This is a genomic window from Acinetobacter sp. Root1280, from assembly GCF_001425285.1.
GTDB lineage: Bacteria > Pseudomonadota > Gammaproteobacteria > Pseudomonadales > Moraxellaceae > Acinetobacter > Acinetobacter guillouiae.
The window spans coordinates 94,939-121,887 of record NZ_LMED01000002.1 but is presented as its reverse complement, the minus strand read 5'-3'; the positions used below and the strand labels follow the sequence as shown (position 1 = coordinate 121,887).

Below are 26,949 nucleotides of genomic sequence, written 5' to 3'. Positions count from 1 at the left end.
TCACTTATTTGTTAATGGTTGAATAGTAGATGCCATTTGCTCTAAACGCAAAATTGCTTTAAGAATTTCTTTGCGATTTCGGGCAGATTTTATCCAAGCAGGTAAACGATTAAAATAGGTTTTATTGGTATTTAAATAAGTTCTTTGTCTAAGGTTTGCAGAAATATAATCTTTTAAACAGTTAATATGTTCTTGATTATAGGCGAAAACAAGTCCATTTCTTGTTGCTACACATAGTGTTAGGCAATAACCAAAATAAGGATCTGTATTGAAGCCGCGATTAAATTGTTTGCGTATATCAAATTGGTTAGGATAGATCCGTTTGGAAATTGGGCAAAAGTTGCAATTCAATTCAATAAATTGAGGAACAAAACTCTTTTTTGCATAGTATTGATGAAACTGAAATTTTCCACGTTTACAACGACAAGTTTCTTCAATATCTAAATAAACTCCAGAGAAATAGCCTAAGTTATTTTCCTGTTTGGCTTTTTGGTCAAATGATTTACAACAATTTTGGCAACTAAAAAAGGGTTGCTCGAAATCAATATCATCAATTTTTTTCGTATAGACGGTGGCATTTTTTAAACAAAATGGACATTCTACTAAAATAGGTTGCCGAGAAAATCTATTCAATGTGATTCCATCATCTACAAACCGTTTCATCAAAAGAATCCTACTTTATTACCTTGGAGTTCTTGCGCTAAGTTATAGGCTTGATGGTCTGAAAATTTACTCACAATATCTAAGACTTGCATAATATTGTCATAGTGATGATCACTAAAGCGTGCACCAAAGCGTTCTAAAATAGACAGTAAACGACCATCTTTAAAACTTAATGTTTTATTCGGTGTCGTAAGGGGAATAAAGGCATCTAAAATATGCTGTAAACTCTGATGGGCAATAATTTCCAAACCTGATTTTTGCGGGTGTTCAAATATTTTTTCACGGGCAAGATTTTTTGCTCGATCAATCCCAATCTCAATATCCTCAGCACAGTATTGCAGTAACGAACCTTTTAGCTGTCCTGACAAAATTTGATAATGTTGTTTTGCGAAGGTAGTGGTTACTTCATCTACCAGCCGTTTCATGACACGACCGCGTAAGGCTGCAATTTTTTGTTGCCAAGTCATATACGGCATACTAAGTTCAGTGGGAACGCCATAATCTCCTAACAAATCAAGAAAAATAGGTTCAACTTCTTCATAGCTGAGCATATTGAGAATAATACCGTCTTCTAAATCAATTAAGGCATAACAAATGTCATCAGCAGCTTCTAGTAAATACGTCAGCGGATGACGACACCAATGATACTCACCCAATTGAATTAAACCGAGTTGATCTGCAATCTGTTTAAGAATTTCTTTTTCAGCTTGATAACAGCCAAATTTAGCCCGTTTGCTTGCAGGAGTATTCCCTTGAGATTCGATGGTCTTAGAGAGCCAAGGATACTTTAAGTAAGCTCCTAACGTTGCGTAAGTAAGACGCATACCTCCATCATGAGGATGATAGTCAATTTTAGTAAGCAGTCTTAAACCTTGGGCATTACCTTCGAACTGTCGTACATCTGCTTGTTGTTCAGGGCTCAGGTCTTGTAAAAAATTTGTATGTGCAGCGTCATCAAACCATTCACGAATCGCATATTCACCAGCATGTCCAAAGGGTGGATTACCAATATCATGTGCCAAACATGCAGCTTGAATAATTGCCCCTACATCCGCTGGGGAGATCCAAACGGGGAGTTCATTTTTGATTTTTTCAGCAGCGAGCATTCCCAAAGAACGGCCAATACATGACACCTCTAAAGAGTGCGTGAGCCGTGTATGAATACCATCATGTTGGGTCAGTGGATGAACTTGAGTTTTACGATTGAGTTGTCTAAAACTTTGCGAAAATATAATGCGGTCATAATCTTTATGAAATGGACTTCGTGCCTGTTCTGTACTTTGCTTTTTACTACCTAAACGAACTGTTGAAAGGAGTTCTAACCAACGCATTTGAGTCATTTATCATTATTCATTCTTTCGTTAATCGTATGATGCCAAATTTATTGAAAATGTACTAGGGGCGGGCGACATAAGTTGTCTTGGTAGGTTTATATTTGAGAAATATTTTCCCAGTATTTTTCACCCTTATATTTAAAATAATTCACAATGAAGTTACAAAAGTTGGCTTCAACACTAAACCAATCATCTCTTGCTGTAATTGGATTCACGACAACAACAGAGCCATAATCAGGTTTTTCAGAATCAAGGCGAATTAAAAGCTGTTCACCATGACCTAAAAATTATCCAATAATACAATCGCCTGTTAATTTTTGATCTTTTCTATCCACTAAACATTGAGCAGTAAATTTTTGAATGACCAGTAAACCAATTTATAATCTAGATAGTCCAAACAATAGGAAAATTTCAAAGATTAAAGTTAATATGTTTATCCCTATAAACAGTTAAAATGAATAAACATTATCCTTATATCATTTAAGAAATAGAGTAAAGCATGAATAAAAATTTCTTCTTATTAATTATGACTATTTTATTCACAGCGTGTAGCCCAACTGATAAAAATCTATCTAATCAAAACAAAGAAATCGAAACTCAGAAAAAGATTGAAGTGAGCAAAGCTGAAATCGAAGAAAGCTTTCCTGCGAAGCCTGAAGCAGTAGATCAAGCTTTCGCGACTTTTGCTTTTCAAGAAACGCCAGATGGTCATTTGACAAATAATTGTATTTGGACAGATGATCCAAATGCGCAAAATAAACAGTATTGGAGCATCTTACCAAGCAGTATGTTGAATGGAAAAGCTAAATTTACAATAGAGGATCTTACGCCTAGCAAGGTGAAGATTGGGCAACCAATTAAAAACTGCAACGAAGCTTATAAAAATGATACGGCAAACTATGCGTATGCGATCAATAAAAGTGGCGATTTGGTTAATGCGGTGGCCCTCAAGCTTGATCGAATGACTCAAAATGCGGATCATACGTATACAATTGATCTGAATAAAAACTCGCACCCTGAAAAAATCTATGTGTGCTATAACATGGAAAGTTTAGATGTATTTTTCATTGACTCTGCATCTCAAAACCCAAATTTAGAACATATCAATGTCCGATTATCCTATGATATTGATGGTGAAATCGATCCCGAGATTTCTTGTGGAAAAGTCTTTTATCAAAAAAGCGGAATCATTGCGAAAGAAGATCCTAAAACGGGTCAGTTTCATTATACAGCTCAATAATTCAATTGTTACGAATCATGTTTAAAGACGAAAGTCAAAGTAAATCGGATATTTAAAACCAAGATTTCAGCGTTTTTTAAGTGGGATATGACTAGCTGAAATCTTGCTTTCACAGTAGAATATGCGCTCTCTTCAAGTCACATTGAGGTAGGTTGCCAAAACCTGCCCGTGGAGCCAAAAACAGCATGTTTATCGTTGCCGGTGCACCTGCACACTCTTCTTTTAAGCAAACACAACTATTAACACGCCTTGCGTCGATCAGTTCTGTTCAATCAATAGAAAGCCAATGGGTTTACCTTTTCGACCAAACGCTCAACGAGCAACAACAGCAATCTGCTTTACAGCTTTTAAACGATGGCGCATCGTTTGAAGTTCGTCAGGCTGCAAGTGACGAAGTCCAGATTTTAGTCACGCCACGTGTCGGTACAATTTCACCGTGGTCATCTAAGGCAACGGATATTTTTGCCAACTGTAATACACCTGTACACCGCTTAGAACGCGGTGTTTTGTTTACTTTAAAGGGGATTTCTGAAATCTCTGATGAAGTAAAACAAATTTTACATGACCGTATGACAGAAAGCGTTTTCAATAAAATTGATGACGCAACAGCTTTATTCTCTGAAACTGAGCCTAAACCTTTAAACTCAATTGATATTTTGGGGCAAGGCAAAGATGCACTGGTTAAAGCAAACTCTGAATTTGGCTTTGCCTTGTCAGATGAAGAAATTGACTATTTAACCGCTGCATTTAATAAGATGGGGCGTAACCCACACGACATCGAGTTGATGATGTTTGCTCAAGCAAACTCAGAACATTGTCGTCATAAAATCTTTGGTTCAGAGTGGACAATTGATGGTGAAAAACAACCATTATCATTGTTCCAAATGATTAAAAATACCTATAAAGAATCACCTACAGATGTTTTGTCAGCATATAAAGATAATGCTTCTGTAATTGTTGGTTTTGACACACAGCGTTTCTATCCGAAAAAAGATGAAGCCACGGGTCACCATATTTATAAATATAAGAGCCAAGCTGCCCACATTCTTATGAAAGTGGAAACCCACAACCATCCAACCGCAATTGCTCCATTTGCAGGTGCTGCGACAGGTTCTGGTGGTGAAATTCGTGATGAAGGTGCAACAGGCCGTGGTGGTAAACCAAAAGCAGGTTTAACGGGCTTTACGGTTTCTAACCTTAATATTCCAGGTTTTGAACAGCCTTGGGAAGAAAACTACGGTAAACCATCTCGTATGGCATCACCACTTCAGATCATGATTGATGGTCCTTTAGGCGGTGCAGCATTTAACAACGAGTTTGGTCGTCCTGCGTTAAATGGTTACTTCCGTACTTTTGAGCAAAATGTTAATGGCGAAGTAAAAGGTTTCCATAAACCGATTATGATTGCGGGTGGTTACGGGAATATTCGTCCTGACCATGTTGAAAAAGATGCAATTCAGCCCGGCGATTTACTGATTGTATTGGGTGGTCCTGCGATGCTCATTGGTTTGGGCGGTGGTGCAGCTTCTTCTGTAGATAGCGGTAAATTGGGTGAAAACCTAGATTTTGCTTCTGTACAACGTGAAAACCCAGAAATGGAGCGTCGTTGTCAGGAAGTGATTGATGCATGTTGGAGAATGGAAGACTTTAACCCGATCGTATCTGTACATGATGTGGGGGCGGGTGGTGTTTCCAATGCAATGCCTGAACTTGTGAATGATCACGAATTGGGTGCAACTCTTGATCTTCGTAAAATCCCATCGCTTGAACCTGGCATGTCGCCAATGGAAATCTGGTCAAATGAAGCGCAAGAACGTTATGTACTTGCCATCAAACCAGAATCATTAGAGTTATTTGAATCGATTTGTGCACGTGAACGTTGCCCATTTGCTGTATTGGGTGAAGCGACTGAAGCACGTCAATTGACTGTAAACGATCCATTGTTTGAAAACAAAGCAGTGGATATGCCAATGCAAGTCATGCTTGGTGGTACGCCACGTATGAGTCGTACATACGAAACGATTCAACGTAAAGGTGATGAGTTTGATGCATCTAAAGTTGATTTAAAAGATGCGATCTTCCGTGTATTGAAAAACCCGACAGTGGCTTCAAAATCATTCCTAATCACCATTGGTGACCGTTCAATCACGGGTATGGTATCGCGTGATCAGATGGTGGGCCGCTGGCAAGTGCCAGTTGCGGATGCTGCGGTAACCACAACAAGCTTACAAGGCTATACCGGTGAAGCAATGGCAATGGGTGAGCGTCCTCCTGTTGCATTGTTAAATCCTGCTGCTTCGGCACGTTTGGCCGTGGCTGAGTCCATCACCAATATCATGTGTGCCAATATTGAACAGATCAGTGATATTAAACTGTCTGCTAACTGGATGGCGGCCGCAGGTCAAAAAGGTGAAGATCAAGCATTATTCGAAGGTGTAAAAGCCATCGGTATGGAAATGTGTCCAGCATTGGGTATTGCAATTCCAGTGGGTAAAGACTCATTGTCAATGCGTACAACTTGGAATGACGAAGGCGAAGATAAATCTGTGACTTCACCAATGTCTGGTGTCATCACTGCATTTGCACCTGTGTTGGATGTTCGTAAAACATTGACACCTGAATTGAAAAATGAAGATTCAGTTCTGGCACGTATTGATTTATCTAAAGGTCAGTTCCGTTTAGGCGGTTCGATCCTTGCACAAGTGTATAAGGCAATTGGTTCTGTTACACCTGATGTTGATAACTTTGATGAGTTCAAAGCATTCTTTGCATTGGTTCAAGATTGGAATAATCGCGGTTTGATCATGGCGTATCATGACATCGGTGATGGTGGCTTATTGGCAACTGTTGCTGAAATGATGTTTGCTTCACGCTTAGGTGTAGCACTTGAAGATCAATCTACTGAAAGCTTATTTGCCGAAGAAATTGGTGCAGTATTGCAAATTTCTAAAGCAGACTGGGCAAGTTTGACAGATGAAGTTGCAACTTCAAGTTTAAAAGAAGCGATTCGCGTTGTTGGTACTGTCAATGATTCTGATAAATTGTCAGTGAACGGTTTGGTACTTGATCGTGCTGAATTGCAACAAGCTTGGACTGAAGTGTCTCATCAAATTCAACGTTTACGTGATAACGTAGAAACCGCTGATTCAGAATTTGCATTAATTGGTGATAAAAACCATAAAGGTATAATTGCATTACCAACTTTTGATTTAAATGAGCCTGTTGAAGCACCATATATCAATGAACGCCGTCCAAACATGATGATTTTACGTGAACAAGGCGTGAATGGTCATGTTGAAATGGCTGCGGCATTCGATAAAGTTGGTTTTAATACTGTTGATGTTCACATGAGTGATTTACTTTCAGGTCGTGTAGATTTAGACGACTTTGAAGGGCTGGTTGCTTGTGGTGGTTTCTCTTATGGCGATGTTTTAGGTGCTGGTGGTGGTTGGGCCAAGTCTGTACTGTTTAATCCTAAACTTCGTGATCAATTTGAGAAATTCTTTAACCGTGACAATACTTTCTCTGTGGGTATTTGTAATGGTTGTCAAATGTTGGCTCAGCTTGCACCACTTATTCCAGGTGCAGACAACTGGCCACGTTTCCGCCGTAATACTTCAGAAGTATTTGAAGCACGTGTTGTGAATGTGAAAGTTGAGAAATCTCCATCGATTCTTCTAGAAGGTATGGAAGGCTCTATTTTACCAATCGCTGTTGCACATGGTGAAGGTCGTGCAGAAACTTCTGCTGAAAACTTTGCTGCGTTAAATGCGGGTAATCAAGTAATTTTACGTTATGTAGACAGCTTGGGTAATGCAACTCAACAATACCCATTGAACCCGAATGGCTCTCCTGAGGCGATTTCTGGGGTGACCTCAAAAGATGGTCGTGCAACGATTATGATGCCGCATCCTGAACGTAATTTCCGTGCAATTCAACATTCTTGGAAACCTGAAGAGTGGACAGAAGATGGTGCATGGTTACGTATGTTCCGTAATGCACGTAAGTTTATTGGTTAATTAGATCTAGACCAATGAATTGTAAAAGCCCCGTAAGGGGCTTTTTTAATCTATGATGATTGAAAATATTGCATATTTACTAAAAATGAAAAAAAGACTGTTGGATGTGACAAGAGTTATTTTGGATAAGTTTATCAATCGCTATCATGATTATTATGGCTTTTGGGGCATAAGCGTACTGTATACCCATGCAAGGCATTTAAATACATCGAGTTTTACTTTTAAATTGTTGAATCAACACCATGACATTAACGGTATTTTTTTAGAGAAAGTCCATCAAAAATTCTCTAAATATTTAGTTCATTATTTAAGTATCCATCATAAATTTCTGACTGATTTAAGTGTAGCCATGGTTAAAATTGACTTCGATCGCGATCATCTTTTAAAGGCCTCGACGTTATATGGGGATTATTTTTGTGTGCAAGTCGAGTTGATAGATCAAAAAGGTCAGCGTTTTTTTGCTGAGTCGGATGGTTATTGTTTTCCTCATATTGAATGGGTTCAACAAAGAAAATTGATTGACTCATTGTCATTAGAACAAAAAAAATTTTACTGGGAAGCCTCGAATGAACATCAATGAAGGTATTGGAAAATTGTTACACTTTTAGGGTTGGTTTATTTTTTGCATGTTATACATTGTCTATTAAAAGACCAATGTTTTGCCCCAAAAATGTTCCATGATGTAGCAAGAATGAGGTGATAAAATGATAAGAACAGTCAATTATTCAACAGCAGATAAGGTCATCCTTCGCCAAAAAGGCTGGAAATGGTTTAGTGTTATTTTAGTTGTACAAATGCTGATTATTCTCAGTGCATATTTAATTGCATAGCTAAAGATGCGAGTACATTCTCTGATTGATAATTTTAGATGCTAATAACAAAAGCCACTTTATTGTGGTTTTTGTGTATTAAAGATATTTCATGAATCAAAAAATGATCATGTGAAGTGAATTATATTGGAATTGAAAGTTCCTTCTCCCTATGGGAGAAGGTTAGGATGAGGGTGCTTTTATGTTGATTTATGGTTTTAAAAAGGACTTATGAAAGAAGTCTATTATGAATTTTTATAATTTTTTTTCATAAAAATAAATGACCTAATCGTGACTTTAGAGTCCTTATAAAACTTATTGCTTTCGCAAACGACTGCTGGAAAATAACCTATGAAACAGTTTCAGAATATAAATAAAATAAGTTTACTAATAGTTGGTTTGATTTTTACGCAATTGGTAAATGCTCAGAATATTCAGATAGACACGCTTATCGATACTAAAGCGATCAATTGTTATGCACTTTTTCAACATCCTGAAAGTAAAATAGCTGTACTTTTACAAGATTTTAGCCGTGATGGGCAGAAAAATGTAAAGCTGAATAAATCTAAACAGACGATGATTGTTGGTAATAATACATATTATGGTGTGCAAGGTTATCGCTATTATAAAACTGCACATACTGAACAGGATGACTTAGCCGTAGATAGTAATGTTTTTGGATCACAACTGATCAAAATTGCATTACAAAAATATAAATCGGGTAAAACTCAATCCAATGGTTACTATTTTGTATTTAAGGGTACACCGACAACGGTGCTCTATCATTTACGTAAGGTTGTGGGTGATGATTGGAATATTGAGAACGCTTTAGATGAAACACCACAAGGAAACTCAAAGTTGAGCTGTGGATATACAAGGTAAATGAATGAATAGATTTATATTTCTAATACCAATACTATTTTCACTTAGCGCATGTTATCCATATATAGAAAAAACCATACCTGAAATTGAAGTAACTGTAAAAGATTCTGAAGGGAAAATGGTGGATCTTGCTTATGTCGTTTTAACGACGACAGTTAAAGAGGGTAAAACGATCAAAAACTACAAGACTCAATATACTAAAAATGGCAAAGCGTATTTTGATATCAATAGATCTTTTGCACTGAATATGGGGTTGGATAGAAAGTATACATGGTCGCTCTGTGTATCTAAACAAGGCTATAAAAAGCAATATTACAGTATTTCAGATAAAAGTATTTTTGATATACATTTAGAAAGATTAGAAGATCCAAAAGTGAATCAAAAATGCCAGAACAATACACTTAGAATAAGGTGACTATAATTTCCCACATGTCAAAATTAATTTAGAAAAATCAAAAAATTTTTAAATAGATGAGTTTATGAAAAGAAGCATATTTCTAGTACCAATCCTGATTTCTTTAAGTATAAGTAGTTGTTATCCGATATATAAAACACAGAAGCCTCAAGTGACTGTGACTGTTGTAAATGAGCAGGGAGTAGCAATTTCTGATGTAAAAGTCGTGTTAGTAACGGCAGTACATCCTGCAAAAATAGATGACCAGTATGATGAAAAGTTCACAAACAAATTGGGGATAGTGAATTTTGAAAAACAGGCCCAATGGAAAGTTGAAAGCTTAATGATTCATGGGGTGCAAGTGTACGATTGGAATTTATGCCTTGCAAAAGATGGCTATATCACCCAAGAATTTGTCGATGTAGGTAAAAAAGCGCAGATTAAAATCATTTTAAAGAAAGGTAAAACGCCATTAAAACAGTACCCTTATCAATGCTAGAAGGTTAATTATTCTGCATATCATATATTCAATCTTTTGAGCGATTGGTGGAATTGAATGCAGTCTAAAAGGGAGGTGATCTCAGTCAAGCATGTACAAAAAAACCACCCGAAGGTGGTTTTTCTGATCTTAAAAATTAATGTGTGGCATCAAAATTATAAGATTTTTGTTTTTCAGTATCGAACTTACCTTCCCATTTACTAATCACGAGAACAGCAAGTGCATTACCAATCACATTCAATACAGTACGAGCCATATCTAAAATACGGTCAATACCCGCAATAAATGCTAAGCCTTCTAGTGGGATACCCACGCTGCCTAAAGTTGCCAATAGAACCACGAAAGACACGCCAGGAACGCCTGCGATACCCTTAGAGGTAATCATCAGGGTCAAGACCAAAACAAGCTGTTGAGTGATGGTTAAATCAATACCGTAAAGTTGCGCAATAAAGATGGCAGCAATACTTTGATAGAGTGTTGAACCATCTAAGTTAAATGAATAACCGATAGGAACAACAAAACTGGTAATTGATTTAGGCGCACCATAAGCTTCCATTTTTTCCATCATACGTGGTAAAACGGTTTCAGAGCTTGCAGTGGAGTAGGCCAGAATAAGTTCATCTTTTAAGATTTTGATAATTGTCCAGATACTGAAACCACAGAATCTAGCCACAAAACCAAGCACAATAAAGATAAAGAACAAAATTGCCCCATAAACTAAAACTGCTAGTTTAATTAACGGTAATAATGAACTAAAACCAAAGTTTGCAACAGTCGCTGCAATCAAGCCGAATACACCAAACGGTGCAAACATCATGATCATGTGCGTTACTTTGAACATTGTTTCAGAAACAGCTTTTAACACGTCAATTAACGGTTGCTTGGTTTCTTTAGACAATGAACCTAGACCAATACCGAAAATGACTGCAAAGAAAATAATCGGCAACATGTGCCCATCACCCATTGCAGCAAAAATATTCGGTGGGATAAGTGAAAGAACTGTATTCACTAAGCCATGAGCTTCATGGCTGACTTCCTGTGTCGTTTCTTTATATTGCGAAATATCAGAGGTTGTCAGTGTAGACATATCAATGCCTGCACCAGGTTGGAATACATTGGCAGCAACTAAGCCTACAATAATTGCAACTGTCGTAATAATCTCAAAATAAACAATGGTTTTAAAACCAAGTTTACCGACACTTTTACTGTCACCCGCATTGGCAATTCCTAAAATCAGCATGGAAAGCACAAGTGGAATTACAATCATTTTGATCAGATTGATGAAAATCTTACCCAATGGTTGTAAAAAGTTTGCAATGATGTCACCGCGAATTTCAGGTGCGTTGTGCAAAAAAGCACCAACAAGAATACCTAAGAAGAGCGCAATAACAATTTGCCAAGCGAGGCTAATTTTCATTTTCTTCATACTGAGCCCTTAAAATTCAGATTTTGGCGAAAAGGAAAACTCTATCAAAAAAACACAAAAGAAATCCCGCTAAAGCATGTGGGTGCCTTAGGGTGGGAGATTCTGAGTATTCAGAGTATTTCGAAAATGGCCTATTCTGACGCTATTTGCGTCAGCAGTACTAACTTTTTTATCAAAAATGCGTTCAAATGATTAAAAATAGTTCAGTTTGATTAAAATATTCGATTTTATTGTTAATTTTAATTCATTATATAAATTAAATTTCACACAATTATTCTTATTTTTTATGTGTTTTGGTCAGGCGTATATATGCCCATATCATCAAAACTCCTGTTAAGCATACAAGATAAATTAACTTAGGAATAATCACCTGAATCGGCACACCCATTTGATTTAGCTGAATAAATAAGTTAATTCCTTGAGTAGACGGGAAGAGGTGAGCAAAATACTGCATCCAAGTCGGCATTGCTTGCAGGGGCCAAGCTGTACCTGAGAGTAAAAATAATGGAATTGAGGTGAAAACGATCAGATGTCCAGCACGTTCTGAAATATCTAGATAGCTGGCTAAAAGCATTGCCATTGTAATCACGCAACTAATAAAAATCGGAACAGAAAACAGCATGCCCCAGAAATTGCCACCTCTTGGGTAGTCATTGATCCAGTAAGTGAAACCAAATAGATAATAGCAGCCGAGGCAGCCAATCGTGAGTGCTGCTAGATAGATTCCAAGAAATTCAGCGGTTGTGGCTCGCCATCGTTGCTCACGATACCCAGCAATCAACATGCACAAGCCCAGAACAATAGTCTGATGGATAATCAGCGGTGCAATTGCAGGAAAGATATAACTGCCATATCCTGAAAGCGTGTTAAACAACGGAATTTGATGGATTGGAAGGGCGACTTGGAAATGTGAAATTTTGCCAAACCTTTCGGCTTGTTCTGCCACTGCATTTTCAATTGCCGTGGCTAAGCCTAAACCAATCTGTTTGGTTTTAAGAAAATAAGCACTGCTTAAATATAAACCAATACCACCAGCTTCACCTCGAACCACACTATTGGATAGGTTCTCAGGTAATAATAAAATACCATCGGCTTTTTGCTCTTGAACCATACGTTTTGCTTGTTCAAAATTTCCAGTAATTTCAGTAATTTTTACATTGGGACTTTTGGCAACTTCAGTAATGATGGTATTGCTCAGATAGCTTTGTTCTTCATCTACAATAATAATCGGTAAGCTTTCAGCCGTTTGCGCTTTATAGGCTGTGGGATAAAAAATGCTATAAAAAAATACTGAAAGCACCATGGTGGTCAAAATAGACGAGTTTTTCCCAATATTTTTAAAAGTGTCTACATAGTATCGAGCGAGTTCTTTAAAGAATTTAATCATGTTTTGCTCCCTTTAAATTTTTATTGAGGAGTAAACTTGATAATGCAAAATAGAAAATACAATATGCGGCAAGGATAGCTAAAGGAACCATCGAAATAAAACTAGGACTGCCAACAACCCATTGTTCAGTTTGTAATTTCGCATAAGGTGTATAAGGAATAATGTTGGCCCAAAATTTGGTAAAAATTGGTGCATTATTTAAGGGAAGCGTTACGCCTGCAAAACTCAGCGAGGAGCCACCATAGACTGCAATAAATCCAAAAGTTTTAGATAAATTTCTAGTTGCGAGAACGACTGTACTACTGATCAGTGCATAGGATGAATAAAGTAAGAATTGTCCAAGTAAAATCATCCATAGGCTGCCAGCAATGAACCAACCTCGGATCACCACCAGCCAAAACAACCATGCCCAAGTCCAAAAACAGAAAATTAACACATAGACCATATTTTTTGCCAAAAGCGCACTCAATACAGACTTGCCTTGGACCCATTGATTTAAGGTACCGTATTTCAATTCTTGACCCACAGCAAAGGCTACACAACAACACAGCAATAAGTGCAAAATTGCTGGAATCATAAAGGGTTCTAAATAGAACTCATAACTGAGATTCGGATTGAATAGGGGAGAAATTTTTATATTTGCTGTGGAAAGTTCAGCATAAGGAATTTTATTTTCAAAATAAGAATTCTTTGCAAAATCAGCAATCGCTTCAACCGTAGAGAGAAGCATCGCTGAAGAGATCCCATTGCCAATACTAAAATAGGACTGATTAAAAGCAATACTGATCTGTGCATCTTGTGCTTGAACCATACGTTGTTCAGCACCTGCTGGAATATGCACATATCCCCAAATCTTGGTCTGATTGAGCAGATGTTCAACTTCATTGGGATTGTCTGATACAGTGTAGATTGAAAGCGTGTGATTATGACTAAGATACTTTTCTATATTGCGACTGAGTTCACTTTGATCTTGATCAATAATTGCAATCGGTAAATGTTCAGCTTTTCCTGCATAAAACATACTACTGAATAAAATAATCACAAAGAGCGGGGCAAGTGTGACTAAGCATAAATCCCATTTATGCTTGAGCAAATATTGAAGCTCTCTTAACATGCCCGTCCACATGCTTATTGGCTCTCTTTTAATTTAAAGATCACACTCATGCCTACTTTTAATTCAGGCACGGCTTCAGCGGGTGTAAGCTTGACTTTAAAACTACGAATATCATATCCACCTGTCTGACGTGTGGTTTTAATAGTTGCAAACTCACCCTCAGCATCTATATTTTTGATGTTAAATGACACTGTTTTATTGAGTGCGGGTATAAAACCATCTAAGCTTTTTGCTTGATAAACTTGGGTGTATTGATCTTCACGGACATTTAAACTGACCCAATTTTCTTCATCTTGAATAATACTCACAACAGGGACACCAATAGCCACCAGTTCTGAGGGTTTACCATAAGTTTTAGATACTGTGCCGTTTACAGGAGAATATAGTTTGGTTTCTGCCTCTAAAGCATTGGCTTCCGCAACAGCGGCTTTTGCAATCTCGACTTGTGCATCAGCCCCAGATTTTTGTTCAGCGGTACTGCCACGCTTTGCACGTGCATATTGCTGATAAGCGGCTTCACTCATTTGAGTGGCTGATTGTGCAGCGGCATGCATTTCATCACGGCGTTGACGTGAAATTACCCCTTGTGCAAAGAGGTTAGCACCGCGTTGATAGGTCATTTTTGCAAGATTTTCTTGCGCTTTTACACTTTGCCAATTGGCATATAAGGTATCAATGTTTTCTTGTTGAGAACCTCTGTCTGCCGTCGATTGTAAGGCTAAGGCGGATTGTAAACTTGCCAGCGCTTGTTGTTTTTTGGCAGCAATTTCTGGGCTGCTTAGAGTAACTAACAGTTGTCCTTTTTCAATTTTTTGACCATCGCTGACAAAGATGCCTTCTATTCGACTTGGAACTTTAGTGCTGACATGTAATGTTTCAGCCTCAACACGTCCTTGAACATCTACTGTTTTAGGTTGATAACTTTTCCATAGACCAAACGCAATCAATCCCAATAATAGAATTAAAATTATTGCGCCAATGACCAGAATTGTTTTCTTTTTAGATGGTTTTTGATCGTTGTTGATGTTTGTTGCGGCACTTTGTTCCTGTGCTGAATCTTTGATTGGTGTCTCTTTTTCAGATTCAATTTGGTCGGCTGTAGGTTGTTGCGCTACAGTTGCATCAGATAAAGCAGTCGGATCTGTATTGTTTTGTGTATTCATTTCTGGATGAACTAAATTTTCATTTGATGAAATATCTGAGTTTGCATCAGCTTGCGAAGTTGAAGATGAATCATTTTGTCCATTGTGATGGTCATGCTGTTTTGTCATTTTATGCTCCATCTTAACGAATATAATCTGTATTAGTTTGATTGACGTAGTCTTTAAATTGTTCAATAGAACCATGGCTTTGTAGCAAAGTTGCTAGAGAGAGTACGTATTTATAGGCATTGAGTGCTTTTTCTGTTTTGAGTAGGCTGAGTTGATTCTGTGCATCGATGACTTGAGTGGCGGTGCCCATATCTTCTTTAAATGATAATTGTTGGATTCTTAAATTCTCTAACACTGCTTGTTCATTTTGTTGCAGTAATTGATTGGACTGCTGTGCTGTGGCGAGTTCACTATAGGATTTGTAGATAATATTCTCAATCTCTTGTTGGGTGCGCGCTGTCATAAGTTCTGTTGCATATCTTTGTAATTCAGCGGCTTGGACATTTTTGTTTTTATCAATCCCTGAAAATAGGTTGTAGCGAGCAGCAACACCCACAATCCAGTTTTGGTTTTGATCTAAACTATATTCCCCAAACGCAAAAAGGGTTGGTTTTTTTGCGGCGCTCTGTATTTTGACATTCTGATTGGCAAGCTGCGTATCCATTTGCATTTTTCGAACCAGGCTTGAAGTTTCAGGATAAGAAGTAAGGAGTTGGTTGAGTGATTGGCTTTGCTGACGATTGACAAATAAGGGTGTCGTCAGTTGATCAATTTTGGATTTATGCAATAAATTTTGAAGTTGGAACTGACTGGCTTGTAAATTTGCTGAAGCATTTTGTTCTGAACGCTGGGCATTATTGCGCGCAACTTCAAATTGCATGCGCTGTCCTTTGCTAATAAATCCCTGTTTTTCAAGTTTGAGTGAATTGTCATAGTGTTGTTGCATTGCACTTAGATTGAATTGACTGGCATTGAACAGCTGTTGTTGTAATTGCACATTAAAATACGCCTGAATCACTTCAAAACGTTGTGTATCTTGCTGTTGTTTAGTATCGAGTTGACTACGTTCAACTTTTAAATTGGCAATCTGCTTTGTTGTCGAGGTAATCCCGCCAGTATAAATTGGCATCATCACAGAAACAGTAGGACGAACAACTTCATCTTCAAGGACAACATTGGCTGTATCTGGAATTAGGCCAATACCACTATGAATTCCTTGGTTTAGCCCTTGTTTTAAAGGATCTGTGATATTCGAGGGAATGTTCTGTTCAGATTGCCATTGATCAACCCGATCATTCACCCCTTGTGAAAGCGTCTGTTCCAGATTATTTTTGACCCCATTTAGCGGAATATCTGTTTCAGTATGAAACTTATAGGCACGTACATTTAAATCGATGCGAGGTAGACCAATATTTTTGACAGCCTCTGCTTGAAGTTTAGACGCTTGATTGAGTGCTTGATTGGCTTGAGTGGTATAAGAATTTTCAAGTAAATATTGTTCTGCTTGCACATAGCTTAGATTTTCAGCAAAGGTGACAGATACAAAGGCCGTATTGAAGGCTGCAAAACTGCTTACTTGTATCAATTTTGATAATGCTTTAAGTGAATAGAAAGTTTTAAATTTCATCTGAAAAATCATCAGCATTTGTTTAAATTTGAGACTATTCTAACCTTGAATGACTAGAATAAATAATCTAAATGTATACTTTAATATGTGTGGTTTTTGTAGTTTCGATAATCAGTATAAATCCGATTAAATTATAATCAAAATTATGATAATTCAATCAATAAATTGAATCTCAAAATAGATGTAGGGAGAATAAAAATGGCAAGAATTACCGTTGAGTCCGTGGTCACAGCACCAATCGAATTGGTTTGGGATATTTATAATAATCCAGAGGATATACAGCAATGGAATACCGCTTCAGCGGATTGGCACACGGTCAATTCTAAAAATGATTTACGTGTAGGTGGACAATTCTCAAATCGTATGGAAGCCAAAGATGGCAGTATGGGCTTTGATTTTGCGGGTACATATACTGAAATTATTCCCCATAAAAAAATTGCCTATTCTTTTGGCGAGCGAAATGCTGAAGTTCACTTTGAACAAAAAAATGATGCTGTTGTGGTGAGGATTAGTTTTGATCCTGAAACGATATATCCGATTGAGCAACAGCAAGCAGGTTGGCAAGCAATTTTAGATAATTTTGCACGCTATGTAGAAAATAAAGTTTAGTTCTGCACAAACGTACAATACAAAACATTTCCACAGACTTACTTTGATCTTCTGAAATTCGTTTAGATCAAAGTTGAGTGTTGTTGTGGAAATCTTTCTTTATACCTTGAGTGTGATGTATAGCCCCGGTCCTGTAAATTTCATTGGATTGAATTCAGGACTGCTTGGGCAGCTTAAACAATCCATCGGTTTTTTCATTGGGGTGGGTTGTGCAATGTTATTTCTATTTCTGACTTTGGGCTATGTTGGTGAGGCTGTTATTCCTCACCACTGGCTACACTATATTTCTTTGGTCGGGGCGGTGTATACATTTTATATGGCTGTTAAAATGTTGACAGCCTATTTAGAAAGTACTGAAAAAGCCGAACATCAACTGACCTTCTTAAATGGTTTCTTAATTCAATTGTTTAATCCTAAAGGGATTCTGGTAATTTTACCCGTCACGACAATTATGTATCCTGCGGCTAAAATTACAGGCGTAATGATTTTTATTGTATCTTTGATTATTTCAATGGGTGCTGCTGGAGCGCCATTTGTATATGCTTTGGCGGGCAAGTTTTTAGGAGATAAAATTTCTGATCCTAAATGGTTTAATTATTTAAATAAAATTATGGCAATCATGCTGATTGTTACAGGACTTGGAATGCTACGCGATTTTATTGTAGGAATGCATTTGCTGTGATTAATCACTAGCTTGAACTGAATCTGTGTGTATTTACGCCTAAGGCAAATGATTAATCTTTTTCCAATGCGCAGGGCTGAGCCCAAACGCTTGTTTAAAATGTCGGGTCATATGGCTTTGATCATAAAACCCTGCATCTGTTGCAGCCGCAACCAAAGAAGCCCCTTTGATTAAATTGATTTTAACTTTTTCCAGCCTACGCATGGTTAAATAACGATGTGGGCTGGTTCCAAACAATAAGCGGAAGTCGCGCGATAAACTCCAACGGTCGCGTCCAATATTTTTTTCTAAATCATCTAAGCTGATATTTCGTTCAGATACAGCATGAATAAATTCTCGAGCTTGTTCTGCTGCACGATAATCAAAACTCAGTCGTTGTGATAATGGTTGAACAGAAATTTCATTTAAAGCCATGGCCAGATCATACAGCGCATCTTCTTCTTCCAAGACTTCCATATGATTTTCAATGCTTTGTAGAAAAGTATTGGTGGCTTTAAATAATCGAGGATCTGTGCTGATCCCGTGTTCGATAAAGGGGAGAGGTTTACCCTTTAAAATAGATTGAATTTTTGCAGGTTCTATATACACCATACGATAGCGGAAACCGTCTTGTGTACCTGATTCACCATCATGTTTTTCATCAGGATGCAGCACCATCGTCATACCTTGCTGGCTATGTTGCATGACACCTTGATAATGAAAACTTTGAACGCCTGAAAGTGTACGACCAATGGCATAGGTATCATGCCGATGCGGTTCATAGGCATGATCATTAAAAAATGCTTCGATACGTTCAAATCGATCTGTTTCCGATGCTGTGCGAATCCAATCCTGATGATTTGATGTTGGCATTGAACATCTACCAATGAATAAAGTTTAAGCTGGATAAATTATAACTGAGTTAAGCTTATAAATTGAGTTTTATCCGTATATGAATATGAGCAACGGATGCTCTAGCCTTGTGCAGTCAGCTAGAAAAGCATGTTCGCAATAAGTCAATGTTTCAGGCTGATGATTAAAATATCCGTGAGCAGTCTAGCTATAATATTTTGCTTCTCTCAATATCGATAGTTAATTGAATTATCAACTCTAAATCTCTAAACATATTGAAATATTGACTGACAAAGCTACTGCATGCAAGGTCGATTTGTGGTTAAATGCGCCTATTTCATTCGTTTCACTTTTAAAAAGGGAAAAATCATGCGCGCGTACAATTTCTGTGCTGGTCCTGCTGCATTACCTACTGCCGTTTTAGAAAAAGCTCAGGCTGAGTTATTGGATTGGCACGGTAAAGGCTTATCCATCATGGAAATGAGCCATCGTAGCAAAGACTATGTGGCTGTCGCTGAAAAAGCAGAAGCAGATTTACGTAAATTGATGAACATTCCAGAGAACTATAAAGTATTGTTCTTACAAGGTGGTGCATCACTTCAGTTTTCTGCAATTCCACTCAATTTATTGGGTAAAAATTCTAAAGCTGATTATATCCATACTGGGATTTGGTCAGAAAAAGCCACTAAAGAAGCGCAACGTTATGGCGATATCAATATCGTTGAAGCGGCAACAAGCATAAATGGAAAGCTTGCAATTTCTGAGCAAAGTACATGGAACTTGTCAGACGATGCGGCTTATGTCCATTATGCTGAAAATGAAACAATTGGTGGTATTCAATTTGCCAATATTCCAGAAACAGATAAACCTTTAGTTTCTGATTTTTCATCAAGTATTTTATCTGCACCATTAGACGTATCTAAGTTTGGTTTGATCTATGCTGGAGCACAAAAGAATATTGGCCCAGCAGGTTTAACCCTTGTGATCGTGCGTGATGATTTATTGGATCAAGCAAAACCTGAAATTCCAAGCTTGTTAAAATATGGTTCACAAGCGAAGAATGATTCTATGGTGAATACGCCAGCAACTTATGCTTGGTATTTATCTGGTTTGGTTTTTGAATGGTTACTTGAGCAGGGCGGTGTAGACGCAATGTATAAAACCAACCTTGAAAAATCTAAATTGCTATATGGTTATATTGATTCTAGTGATTTTTATAATAACCCGATCGCACTTCCAAACCGTTCAATCATGAATGTACCGTTTACTTTGGCAGATGAAGCATTGGATAAATTATTCTTGAAAGAAGCTGAAGAAAATCATTTGCTCAATCTTGCGGGTCATCGTTCAGTGGGTGGTATGCGAGCAAGTATTTATAACGCTGTACCTTTGAAAGGCGTACAAGCACTTGTCAACTTTATGGATGACTTTGCTCAACGTAACGGCTAATCTCACTTCAAAACATTTAAATGATTTGTTGTGGTCGATCAGGACCTAATTTTCTCCTTTGATTGAGTAAACAGGTAAAGCCCTAGACATAAAAAAATCCCTCCAGAGTGAGGGGTTTTTTTATGTGAGATAAATGTCGTAAAACATTAAGTCGTTGGGAATATGCCTAATATATGGATCATCATTGCAGCTAAAAACATACCCAGAACAAAAAAGCAGCAGGCTCCTTTATCCAAGCGTAAGTGAAAACCACTAACTTGATTGATTAGACTAGTCGATTGTTCAGGTATAATTTTCATTACTGAGCCTAGATTTTTAAATTATTGTTTAAATCCTATTGGTTCGTCGTATTTTTAACATAATTGACTGGTTAAATAAAGTGCTAAATTACATTATTAATATGTTGTGGCTTTTATTATCTCCCGATTAATAAAAATATTATGAATTTATAATCATGATTTTGTGGATACATTGTGGATAACTTGACTATTTTTTAGTCTTTATATGGAAAATAATATGATTTAAGTATAAAAAAGAAGTCTATTTTTTAACAAGATCATGATATTTATTGGTTTAATTTTTATACTTAAGCTGCTGTTTTTAAATTTATTTTTGAATTCGTTTTCTTGGGATTTTTCAAATAGGGGAATGTATTTATTATTTAAATAAACAGGCGATATTCTTCAACTTAAATAGTTTTAAAAAGGCCTGATTATTTAATTTTGAATTTAAACTGTGGATAACTGGTAAATTTGAATTCAAAAAGATAAAAAGTGCGAGGTTCTATTTAGATATAATAGAAATGTTACAAAACATGTAATAAAAAAGCATGATGGGTTTTCCATCATGCTGATCATGTGTTTTTTGAATCAAGCAGCAGAATAAATGTTTGCTTGAATCCAGATATTACCGCGAATATATTGTCCAATTTCAAAATTTTTGAAAGCAGGATCCTTGGTTGCGATACGGACTAAGATTGCGGGTTGGTTCTCTTCAAGAATTAAAGTCACATCATAAAGGGTATAGTCTTGTTGCATAAACTGCATTTGAGTTTTACCGACCACTTTACCTTGAAACCAAGCCTCATCCTCTTGCCCTAGGGTTTCTCCATAGAGGTATGCCACCATTTTAGAAAAATCAACAGTAACAGGCGCTTTATCATCTTCTGACTTTGCTTCCCATGCATCAATTTGCTCTTGAAGGTTTTCAGGTGCAATACCATTATTTTGTGAAAGAATATCGTTCAACGCACGATGGTGTTTGATTGAAGCAGGATCATCAACAATGATTTGTTCATGGTCAGAAACTTTTTCAAGTTCATAGGCCCATGCATTCAGTTGAACTTTATATTGTTGATCTTGCAAATATTGATGGCCGTTTACACTGTACAAACTGTCAAATGCATAAACTACACTATTTGTTCCTACTTTTAAGCTAAGTACTGCTTGAGTATTGGTTTTACAGGTAATAATACGGTCAATAGAAGCATTTAATTGATAGGGACTTTCAAAACTTGGGAAAGCCGTTTTTACAGCTTTAGGTTTGTTATTCTCAACATCAATCACTTGACAGAGCTGTACAGAAGAACCGCTTGGACCTTGGATTAACCAAGTTGATACATCCATATCGCATTCTTTTGAACAAAGCCCCATGGGCATCACTGGTGCATCCAAAGCCAAACCTAACCATTTGGGCACTTCGGACGTTGGATTTTCAGTCAATAGACTCCAATGTTCGACATGGCTACCAAAATTCTGATCTTCTATGATAATTGTTTCAGGTCTGTTTTGATTGTTCATTTTCACGATTTTAAATGCCTCTCTTATGCTATTAAATCGAGGATGATTGCTAGATTTCAAGTCCTGAAATGTAAAATCATAAGAAAAACCAGAATATTAAACTCAATTGCCATAAACCACGCCCTAAATTGTACTTTTAATCACCAAAAGCGAGATGCAAAGTTTGATTGGATCTCGAAGTTGTTAAAGATTTTCGCGATAAATAAAAGAATATGCATAGGACAGCGAAGCGGCATTTTGTTAAAATGTTGAAAAATCTTTATCAGAGATGTTGTGTGCTGCCATTTAAACTTTGGGTCGATGCAGATGCTTTACCTAAAATTCTTCGTGAAGTGATCTTACGTGCATCAGACCGTTATCAATTGGAAGTTACTTTTGTTGCAAACCAGCCTGTAGGTATTACGCCGTCTGTACGGATCAACTCAATTCAAGCAATGTCGGGTGCAGATCAAGCTGACCAAGAAATTGTTGATCGTATGGGGGAGAATGATATTGTGATTACTCAGGATATCCCTTTAGCAGCACAGGTTATTGAAAAGGGTGGTGTGGCAATTCACCCACGTGGAGAGGTGTACACTTCAGCCAATGTCAAAGCTCGCTTACATTTGCGTGATTTTATGGATACTTTGCGCGGTGCAGGTGTACAAACAGGTGGACCACCACCGATTTCTGAGCGTGATAAACGTGAATTTTCGAGTAGCCTAGACCAAACCATTCTCAAGCAGAAACGTAAGACTTCGATATAAGTTTAACTCATGCTTTGAATAATCATCTGCGACTGATTTTTTCGACCTTTTGAATGACTCGACCTTGCTTTTCAATAGATCTTCACATTGCTTGATTAAGATTTAAGTGAATTTGCAAAGATCAATGTAGAAATTCATTTTTAAACCCAGCACATTTTAATTCACATCCAGCAGTCATTTAGGAATCTATATGCCCTCCAAATCCAACCTGATGACGACCTATATTTTATTGGTCTTCATTTGGGCAAGTACGCCTTTGGCAATTGTATGGAGTGTGGCAGATTTACATATGATGTGGGCCTTGGTTTTGCGGTTTTTTATCGCCTTGCCGATTGCTTTAATTCTATTGCTGATTTTAAAAGTTAAATTACCGTGCAATAAAATTGCTTTACATAGTTATTTAGCAGGCTCATTTAGTCTGATTGGTTCGCAAATTTTTACCTATGCTGCAACCAGTTATTTAAGTTCAGGTATTATTGCTTTGATGTTTGGGTTAGCTCCAATTATGGCAGGGCTTATTGGTCGTTTTGTTTTTGGTCAAAGATTACTGGGGATTCAATGGCTTGGGATGCTGGTTGCTGTTGTTGGCCTTGCCATTATTTGTACCAGTAGCGGGGCAAGTCAACATGTTCATCCTGTTGGAATTTTGTTGATGTTGATGAGTGTATTTACCTATGCTTTTTCCATCTTTTGGGTAAAAAAAGTAAATGCAGATGTCGTTCCAATGGCGCAAGCAACAGGTTCAATCTTGGTTTCTACCTTGGCTGCAATGTGTATTATTCCTTTTATTTGGCAGTATGCACCTACGCATATTCCCGAAACCAAATCATTATTGGCGTTGATTTATACCGTATTGATGGCTTCATTACTGGCGATGTTTTGTTATTTTAAATTGGTGCAAAATATTAAAGCTACAACCTTGTCATTGACGACTGTGATGACCCCAATGATTGCCATGTTTTTAGGTGCGATGCTCAATAATGAGAAACCGACAATGAGTGTATTTATTGGTGCGGCGGTTTTGATCTTTGGACTAATTTTATACTTTTATAAAGATTTTAAAGCACGTCAATTGCTGGCTAAAAAGATTGAAAATTAGCATCGATTTTTTCTTTTTCCTTTAGGTTTTATGCAGAGTGATTAACCTCAAACTAAGTTTGGATTCATGCTTTTTAAATAAGATGTGTTTTTAATTTTTATACAAAGTTAATCATGATACTTACAGAATGATGAAGGCCAATATGAGTCATTTTAAATAAAGCACTTTTTATAAAATAGTATATTCACTTCACCATTTTAGATAAAAGCAATCATGATAATAATTGAAGATATTGAGATAAAAGAATAAAGATAAATGGCATAGGATAAAAATAATAACCAAAATGAGTTGAAGAGAAATGACGAAGCAGATCCGCTTTAACGCCTTTGAAATGAATTGTATTGCCCACCAATCTCCTGGTTTATGGCGTCATCCTTCAGATCGTTCGACAGAATATAAAGATATTGAGTATTGGACTGATCTCGCTAAAATCTTGGAAAAGGGCGTGTTTGATGGCATTTTTATTGCGGATGTACTCGGGATATATGATGTTTACCATCACAGTGCAGAACATGCATTAACAGGTGCAGTACAAGTCCCGGTCAATGATCCTTTGCAAATTGTCCCGGCGATGGCTGCGGTAACACGGCATTTAGGTTTTGGTGTAACTACATCAATATCTTTTGAACATCCTTATCCTTTTGCACGAAGAATCAGTACATTAGATCATCTTACCAAAGGTCGGGTGGGATGGAATATCGTCACCTCCTATTTGGAAAGTGGTTCTAAAAACTTGGGTCTAAATACGCAATTAAATCATGATGATCGCTATGATATTGCCGATGAGTATTTAGAAGTGCTATATAAGTTGTGGGAAGGGTCTTGGGAAAGCGATGCTGTTTTAAGAGATAAGCAGGCTGGGATCTTTGCAGATCATACAAAAGTTCATCCTATTTCACATGAGGGGAAATACTTTAAAGTTCCTGGTATTCATATTTGTGAACCTTCGCCACAACGCACGCCTGTACTGTACCAAGCAGGTGCTTCAGCTCGGGGACAAAAATTTGCAAGCCAAAATGCAGAATGTATTTTTATTGCACCACCGTCAAAAATAGCAGCCAAGAAAATTGTTCAAAGTATTCGTGAAAAATTAAAGCAGGAAGGACGAGATCCTTGTGCGGTTAAAATTTATACCTTATTGTCAATTGTAACCGATGAAACGGATCAAAAGGCACAGGCGAAATTTAAAGAATATCAGTCTTATGGAAGCTATGATGGTGCATTGACATTGGTGTCTGGTTGGTCTGGTGTGGATTTTTCACAGTATCAACCTCATGATAAAGTTGAGTATATTGAAACCAATGCGATTCAATCGATGTTAGATGCTTATGTCAATGCAGATCCTAACCGTATTTGGACAATTGAAGAAATTGCCCATTGGAATAGTGTGGGGGGAAATGGTCCTGTATTGGTCGGTTCAGCACAAACGGTTGCAGATGAGTTACAACAATGGGTAGAAGATACCGATGTCGATGGTTTTAATTTAGCTTATATTCTTGCTCATCAAACTTTTATTGATATTGTAGATTTTATTGTACCTGAGCTACAACGCCGTGGTGTTTATCAAACAGAATATCGTCAGGGGACTTTACGAGAAAAACTATTTCAACAAAGTGCTTATTTGCCAGAGAATCATCGAGGTGCACAATATCGTAAAGAGAATACGGATAGATTGGCACAAGCAAGTTAGTTTAAATTTAATTTTAAATATGCATTTTAAATAATTATTTATTGCATATTGATTGAGCTTATTAGTTAGAGCCCAGCCCACATAATGTGGGCTTTTTTATGATTTTAATAGTTATGAATTTTAATGATAAATTTATGATTTTGTTTTGAATAATAAATGCATTTATTCGTATAAATAGTATAAAAAAATAGTGCTAGTTTAAATCTATGCTTATTTAAAAGAGTAACAACAATGACGGATTTAAACCAAAAAAACTTTTCTTCTCAGACAGCGGTTCCTTTGCAATTTTTTGAATTGAATCATGATGCACATGTTATTCAATCGGATGCGGAAGCCATTCAAGTAGCGAAAAATTTGGCCAAAGAGTTTGCCAAAGAAGCATCGCAACGTGATTATGAACGTCGTTTGCCACTTGAGGAGATACAGCTCTATTCACAAAGTGGTTTATGGGGAATTAATATTCCTCAGGCATTTGGTGGGGCTGAAGTGAAATATCGTACTTTAGCGGAAGTGGTGAAGACCATTTCTAGTGTAGACCCTTCACTTGGACAAATTGCTCAAAATCATTGGGCTTTTATTGAGCATCTCCGTTTAGATGCCAGTCCTGAGCAGCAACAATTTTTCTTTGCTGAAATTTTAAAAGGTCGGCGTCTGGGCAATGCGTTTTCAGAAAAAGGTAGCAAGACCGTTGCTGACTTAGAAACCAAAATACATAAAACAGCCCAAGGTTATGAAATTAATGGTCAAAAATTCTTTGCTACTGGGGCTTTATTGGCACATTGGGTACCTGTCGTAGCAGTTAATGAAGAGGGGCTGCCTGTGGTTGCCTTAACGCCACGAACCAGTACAGGTCTGGAAATTGTTAATGATTGGTCTGGATTTGGACAAAGAACCACAGCGAGTGGAACTGTGTTATTGAAACAAGTTCAAGTCGATGAAAAATATATTGTGCCGATTCACAAAGCCTTTGAAAGACCTACAGCAGCAGGTGCTATTTCTCAATTTATTCAAGCCGCAGTAGATGCTGGTATTGCTCGTGGTGCAATTGATGAAACGATTCAATATGTACGCTTACATTCACGCCCTTGGATTGACTCAGGTTTAGAAAAAGCCAGCGATGATCCGTATACCATTGCAAGTATAGGGGAGTTAAAAATCAAATTACGTGCAGCCGAAGCTGTTTTAGACTTGGCTGGTGATGCAATTGATCAAGCAATCGCCGATCCATCTGAAGAGAATGTTAATCAGGCGGCATTACTGGTCGCATAAGCCAAGGTATTAACAACTGAAATTGCCATTCTGGCTTCTAATAAATTATTTGAATTATCAGGTACTCGTTCAACATTGTCTGAATTAAATTTAGATCGCCATTGGCGTAATGCACGTACTCATACTTTGCATGATCCTGTACGTTGGAAATTTAATTTAGTCGGTAATTATTATCTCAATAACATTCACTTACCACGCCATGCGTGGAGTTAAGAATAAAAATAACCAAC

General features: G+C 37.3%; 22 protein-coding genes and 1 pseudogene. 14 read left to right on the top strand and 9 right to left on the bottom strand.

Annotated features, from left to right (window positions below; genetic code table 11):
• Positions 1-663, bottom strand: coding sequence for a hypothetical protein (locus ASC84_RS04290; protein WP_004724401.1), 663 nt, complete (start codon positions 661-663; stop codon positions 1-3).
• Entirely contained in the window at positions 663-2,003 is a 1,341-nt protein-coding gene (locus ASC84_RS04285; RefSeq protein WP_056512097.1) for a deoxyguanosinetriphosphate triphosphohydrolase, read from the bottom strand. The genes ASC84_RS04290 and ASC84_RS04285 overlap by 1 nt, the downstream gene beginning before the upstream one ends.
• A gap of 493 nt (positions 2,004-2,496) precedes the next feature.
• On the opposite strand from ASC84_RS04285, the gene ASC84_RS04280 reads away from it, so the two are divergent.
• The 7 genes from ASC84_RS04280 to ASC84_RS04255 all read left to right on the top strand — a co-directional run bounded on the left by ASC84_RS04280 (position 2,497) and on the right by ASC84_RS04255 (position 9,840).
• A complete protein-coding gene (locus tag ASC84_RS04280) occupies positions 2,497-3,237 on the top strand; it encodes a hypothetical protein (RefSeq protein WP_056512094.1) in 741 nt (246 codons plus the stop codon).
• Positions 3,238-3,422: 185 nt separating this feature from the next.
• Positions 3,423-7,256 carry a phosphoribosylformylglycinamidine synthase gene (purL, locus tag ASC84_RS04275; protein WP_056512133.1) on the top strand — a complete coding sequence of 1,278 codons (3,834 nt, stop codon included), beginning with the start codon at positions 3,423-3,425 and terminating at the stop codon, positions 7,254-7,256.
• An 85-nt stretch (positions 7,257-7,341) separates the two neighbouring features.
• Positions 7,342-7,836 carry a hypothetical protein gene (locus ASC84_RS04270; RefSeq protein WP_056512132.1) on the top strand — a complete coding sequence of 165 codons (495 nt, stop codon included), beginning with the start codon at positions 7,342-7,344 and terminating at the stop codon, positions 7,834-7,836.
• 124 nt (positions 7,837-7,960) lie between these two features.
• Positions 7,961-8,086, top strand: coding sequence for a KGW motif small protein (locus tag ASC84_RS23470; RefSeq protein ID WP_004724391.1), 126 nt, complete (start codon positions 7,961-7,963; stop codon positions 8,084-8,086).
• 330 nt (positions 8,087-8,416) lie between these two features.
• Positions 8,417-8,947 (top strand): hypothetical protein, encoded by a 531-nt coding sequence (locus tag ASC84_RS04265; protein ID WP_056512091.1) that lies wholly within the window; start codon positions 8,417-8,419, stop codon positions 8,945-8,947.
• 4 nt (positions 8,948-8,951) lie between these two features.
• Positions 8,952-9,362, top strand: a complete 411-nt coding sequence (locus ASC84_RS04260; protein ID WP_004724385.1) for a hypothetical protein — start codon at positions 8,952-8,954, stop codon at positions 9,360-9,362.
• 64 nt (positions 9,363-9,426) lie between these two features.
• Positions 9,427-9,840 carry a hypothetical protein gene (locus tag ASC84_RS04255; protein ID WP_056512087.1) on the top strand — a complete coding sequence of 138 codons (414 nt, stop codon included), beginning with the start codon at positions 9,427-9,429 and terminating at the stop codon, positions 9,838-9,840.
• A 136-nt stretch (positions 9,841-9,976) separates the two neighbouring features.
• Here the strand turns inward: ASC84_RS04255 and gltP are convergent, their stop codons facing one another.
• The 5 genes from gltP to ASC84_RS04230 all read right to left on the bottom strand — a co-directional run bounded on the left by gltP (position 9,977) and on the right by ASC84_RS04230 (position 16,545).
• Positions 9,977-11,266, bottom strand: coding sequence for a glutamate/aspartate:proton symporter GltP (gene gltP, locus ASC84_RS04250; RefSeq protein WP_004724381.1), 1,290 nt, complete (start codon positions 11,264-11,266; stop codon positions 9,977-9,979).
• 277 nt (positions 11,267-11,543) lie between these two features.
• Positions 11,544-12,653: an ABC transporter permease gene (locus tag ASC84_RS04245; RefSeq protein WP_056512083.1), complete on the bottom strand. Its 1,110-nt coding sequence runs from the start codon at positions 12,651-12,653 to the stop codon at positions 11,544-11,546.
• On the bottom strand, positions 12,646-13,779 hold the full coding sequence (locus ASC84_RS04240; protein WP_056512080.1) for an ABC transporter permease: 1,134 nt from the start codon (positions 13,777-13,779) through the stop codon (positions 12,646-12,648). The genes ASC84_RS04245 and ASC84_RS04240 overlap by 8 nt, the downstream gene beginning before the upstream one ends.
• A gap of 2 nt (positions 13,780-13,781) precedes the next feature.
• Positions 13,782-15,038 (bottom strand): HlyD family secretion protein, encoded by a 1,257-nt coding sequence (locus tag ASC84_RS04235; RefSeq protein WP_056512077.1) that lies wholly within the window; start codon positions 15,036-15,038, stop codon positions 13,782-13,784.
• Positions 15,039-15,051: 13 nt separating this feature from the next.
• A complete protein-coding gene (locus tag ASC84_RS04230; protein ID WP_056512128.1) occupies positions 15,052-16,545 on the bottom strand; it encodes a TolC family protein in 1,494 nt (497 codons plus the stop codon).
• 198 nt (positions 16,546-16,743) lie between these two features.
• Here ASC84_RS04230 and ASC84_RS04225 point away from each other — a divergent pair, with 198 nt between their 5' ends.
• Positions 16,744-17,154, top strand: coding sequence for an SRPBCC domain-containing protein (locus ASC84_RS04225; protein ID WP_056512074.1), 411 nt, complete (start codon positions 16,744-16,746; stop codon positions 17,152-17,154).
• An 85-nt stretch (positions 17,155-17,239) separates the two neighbouring features.
• Positions 17,240-17,836, top strand: coding sequence for a LysE family translocator (locus tag ASC84_RS04220; protein ID WP_056512125.1), 597 nt, complete (start codon positions 17,240-17,242; stop codon positions 17,834-17,836).
• A gap of 39 nt (positions 17,837-17,875) precedes the next feature.
• Here ASC84_RS04220 and ASC84_RS04215 read toward each other — a convergent pair whose 3' ends face one another.
• Positions 17,876-18,688, bottom strand: coding sequence for an AraC family transcriptional regulator (locus ASC84_RS04215; RefSeq protein WP_056512069.1), 813 nt, complete (start codon positions 18,686-18,688; stop codon positions 17,876-17,878).
• A 348-nt stretch (positions 18,689-19,036) separates the two neighbouring features.
• Between ASC84_RS04215 and serC the strand changes: the two genes are divergently transcribed.
• Positions 19,037-20,116: a 3-phosphoserine/phosphohydroxythreonine transaminase gene (gene serC, locus ASC84_RS04210; RefSeq protein ID WP_056512066.1), complete on the top strand. Its 1,080-nt coding sequence runs from the start codon at positions 19,037-19,039 to the stop codon at positions 20,114-20,116.
• 869 nt (positions 20,117-20,985) lie between these two features.
• Here serC and ASC84_RS04205 read toward each other — a convergent pair.
• A complete protein-coding gene (locus ASC84_RS04205; RefSeq protein WP_004724362.1) occupies positions 20,986-21,915 on the bottom strand; it encodes a hypothetical protein in 930 nt (309 codons plus the stop codon).
• A gap of 245 nt (positions 21,916-22,160) precedes the next feature.
• Between ASC84_RS04205 and ASC84_RS04200 the strand changes: the two genes are divergently transcribed.
• From ASC84_RS04200 to ASC84_RS04185, 4 genes and pseudogenes are all read left to right on the top strand, one after another.
• Positions 22,161-22,661, top strand: a complete 501-nt coding sequence (locus tag ASC84_RS04200) for a YaiI/YqxD family protein (RefSeq protein ID WP_154130113.1) — start codon at positions 22,161-22,163, stop codon at positions 22,659-22,661.
• Between the two features lie 190 nt (positions 22,662-22,851).
• Complete coding sequence (locus tag ASC84_RS04195; protein WP_056512063.1) at positions 22,852-23,760, top strand: DMT family transporter; 909 nt, start codon at positions 22,852-22,854, stop codon at positions 23,758-23,760.
• A 298-nt stretch (positions 23,761-24,058) separates the two neighbouring features.
• Complete coding sequence (locus ASC84_RS04190) at positions 24,059-25,450, top strand: LLM class flavin-dependent oxidoreductase (protein WP_056512060.1); 1,392 nt, start codon at positions 24,059-24,061, stop codon at positions 25,448-25,450.
• A 231-nt stretch (positions 25,451-25,681) separates the two neighbouring features.
• Positions 25,682-26,932 (top strand): annotated as a pseudogene (locus tag ASC84_RS04185) (SfnB family sulfur acquisition oxidoreductase).
• Positions 26,933-26,949: the final 17 nt, after the last annotated feature.

Excerpts from the sequence above, each read along its gene's own strand:
- ASC84_RS04215 (WP_056512069.1), bottom strand. The coding sequence starts at position 18,688 with ATGCCAACATCAAATCATCAGGATTGGATTCGCACAGCATCGGAAACA.
- ASC84_RS04280 (WP_056512094.1), top strand. The coding sequence starts at position 2,497 with ATGAATAAAAATTTCTTCTTATTAATTATGACTATTTTATTCACAGCG.
- ASC84_RS04225 (WP_056512074.1), top strand. The coding sequence starts at position 16,744 with ATGGCAAGAATTACCGTTGAGTCCGTGGTCACAGCACCAATCGAATTG.
- ASC84_RS04235 (WP_056512077.1), bottom strand. The coding sequence starts at position 15,038 with ATGACAAAACAGCATGACCATCACAATGGACAAAATGATTCATCTTCA.
- ASC84_RS04290 (WP_004724401.1), bottom strand. The coding sequence starts at position 663 with ATGAAACGGTTTGTAGATGATGGAATCACATTGAATAGATTTTCTCGG.
- gltP (WP_004724381.1), bottom strand. The coding sequence starts at position 11,266 with ATGAAGAAAATGAAAATTAGCCTCGCTTGGCAAATTGTTATTGCGCTC.
- ASC84_RS04255 (WP_056512087.1), top strand. The coding sequence starts at position 9,427 with ATGAAAAGAAGCATATTTCTAGTACCAATCCTGATTTCTTTAAGTATA.
- ASC84_RS04285 (WP_056512097.1), bottom strand. The coding sequence starts at position 2,003 with ATGACTCAAATGCGTTGGTTAGAACTCCTTTCAACAGTTCGTTTAGGT.
- purL (WP_056512133.1), top strand. The coding sequence starts at position 3,423 with ATGTTTATCGTTGCCGGTGCACCTGCACACTCTTCTTTTAAGCAAACA.
- ASC84_RS04240 (WP_056512080.1), bottom strand. The coding sequence starts at position 13,779 with ATGTGGACGGGCATGTTAAGAGAGCTTCAATATTTGCTCAAGCATAAA.
- ASC84_RS23470 (WP_004724391.1), top strand. The coding sequence starts at position 7,961 with ATGATAAGAACAGTCAATTATTCAACAGCAGATAAGGTCATCCTTCGC.
- serC (WP_056512066.1), top strand. The coding sequence starts at position 19,037 with ATGCGCGCGTACAATTTCTGTGCTGGTCCTGCTGCATTACCTACTGCC.
- ASC84_RS04270 (WP_056512132.1), top strand. The coding sequence starts at position 7,342 with ATGAAAAAAAGACTGTTGGATGTGACAAGAGTTATTTTGGATAAGTTT.
- ASC84_RS04195 (WP_056512063.1), top strand. The coding sequence starts at position 22,852 with ATGCCCTCCAAATCCAACCTGATGACGACCTATATTTTATTGGTCTTC.
- ASC84_RS04265 (WP_056512091.1), top strand. The coding sequence starts at position 8,417 with ATGAAACAGTTTCAGAATATAAATAAAATAAGTTTACTAATAGTTGGT.
- ASC84_RS04200 (WP_154130113.1), top strand. The coding sequence starts at position 22,161 with ATGTTGAAAAATCTTTATCAGAGATGTTGTGTGCTGCCATTTAAACTT.
- ASC84_RS04190 (WP_056512060.1), top strand. The coding sequence starts at position 24,059 with ATGACGAAGCAGATCCGCTTTAACGCCTTTGAAATGAATTGTATTGCC.
- ASC84_RS04230 (WP_056512128.1), bottom strand. The coding sequence starts at position 16,545 with ATGAAATTTAAAACTTTCTATTCACTTAAAGCATTATCAAAATTGATA.
- ASC84_RS04205 (WP_004724362.1), bottom strand. The coding sequence starts at position 21,915 with ATGAACAATCAAAACAGACCTGAAACAATTATCATAGAAGATCAGAAT.
- ASC84_RS04260 (WP_004724385.1), top strand. The coding sequence starts at position 8,952 with ATGAATAGATTTATATTTCTAATACCAATACTATTTTCACTTAGCGCA.
- ASC84_RS04245 (WP_056512083.1), bottom strand. The coding sequence starts at position 12,653 with ATGATTAAATTCTTTAAAGAACTCGCTCGATACTATGTAGACACTTTT.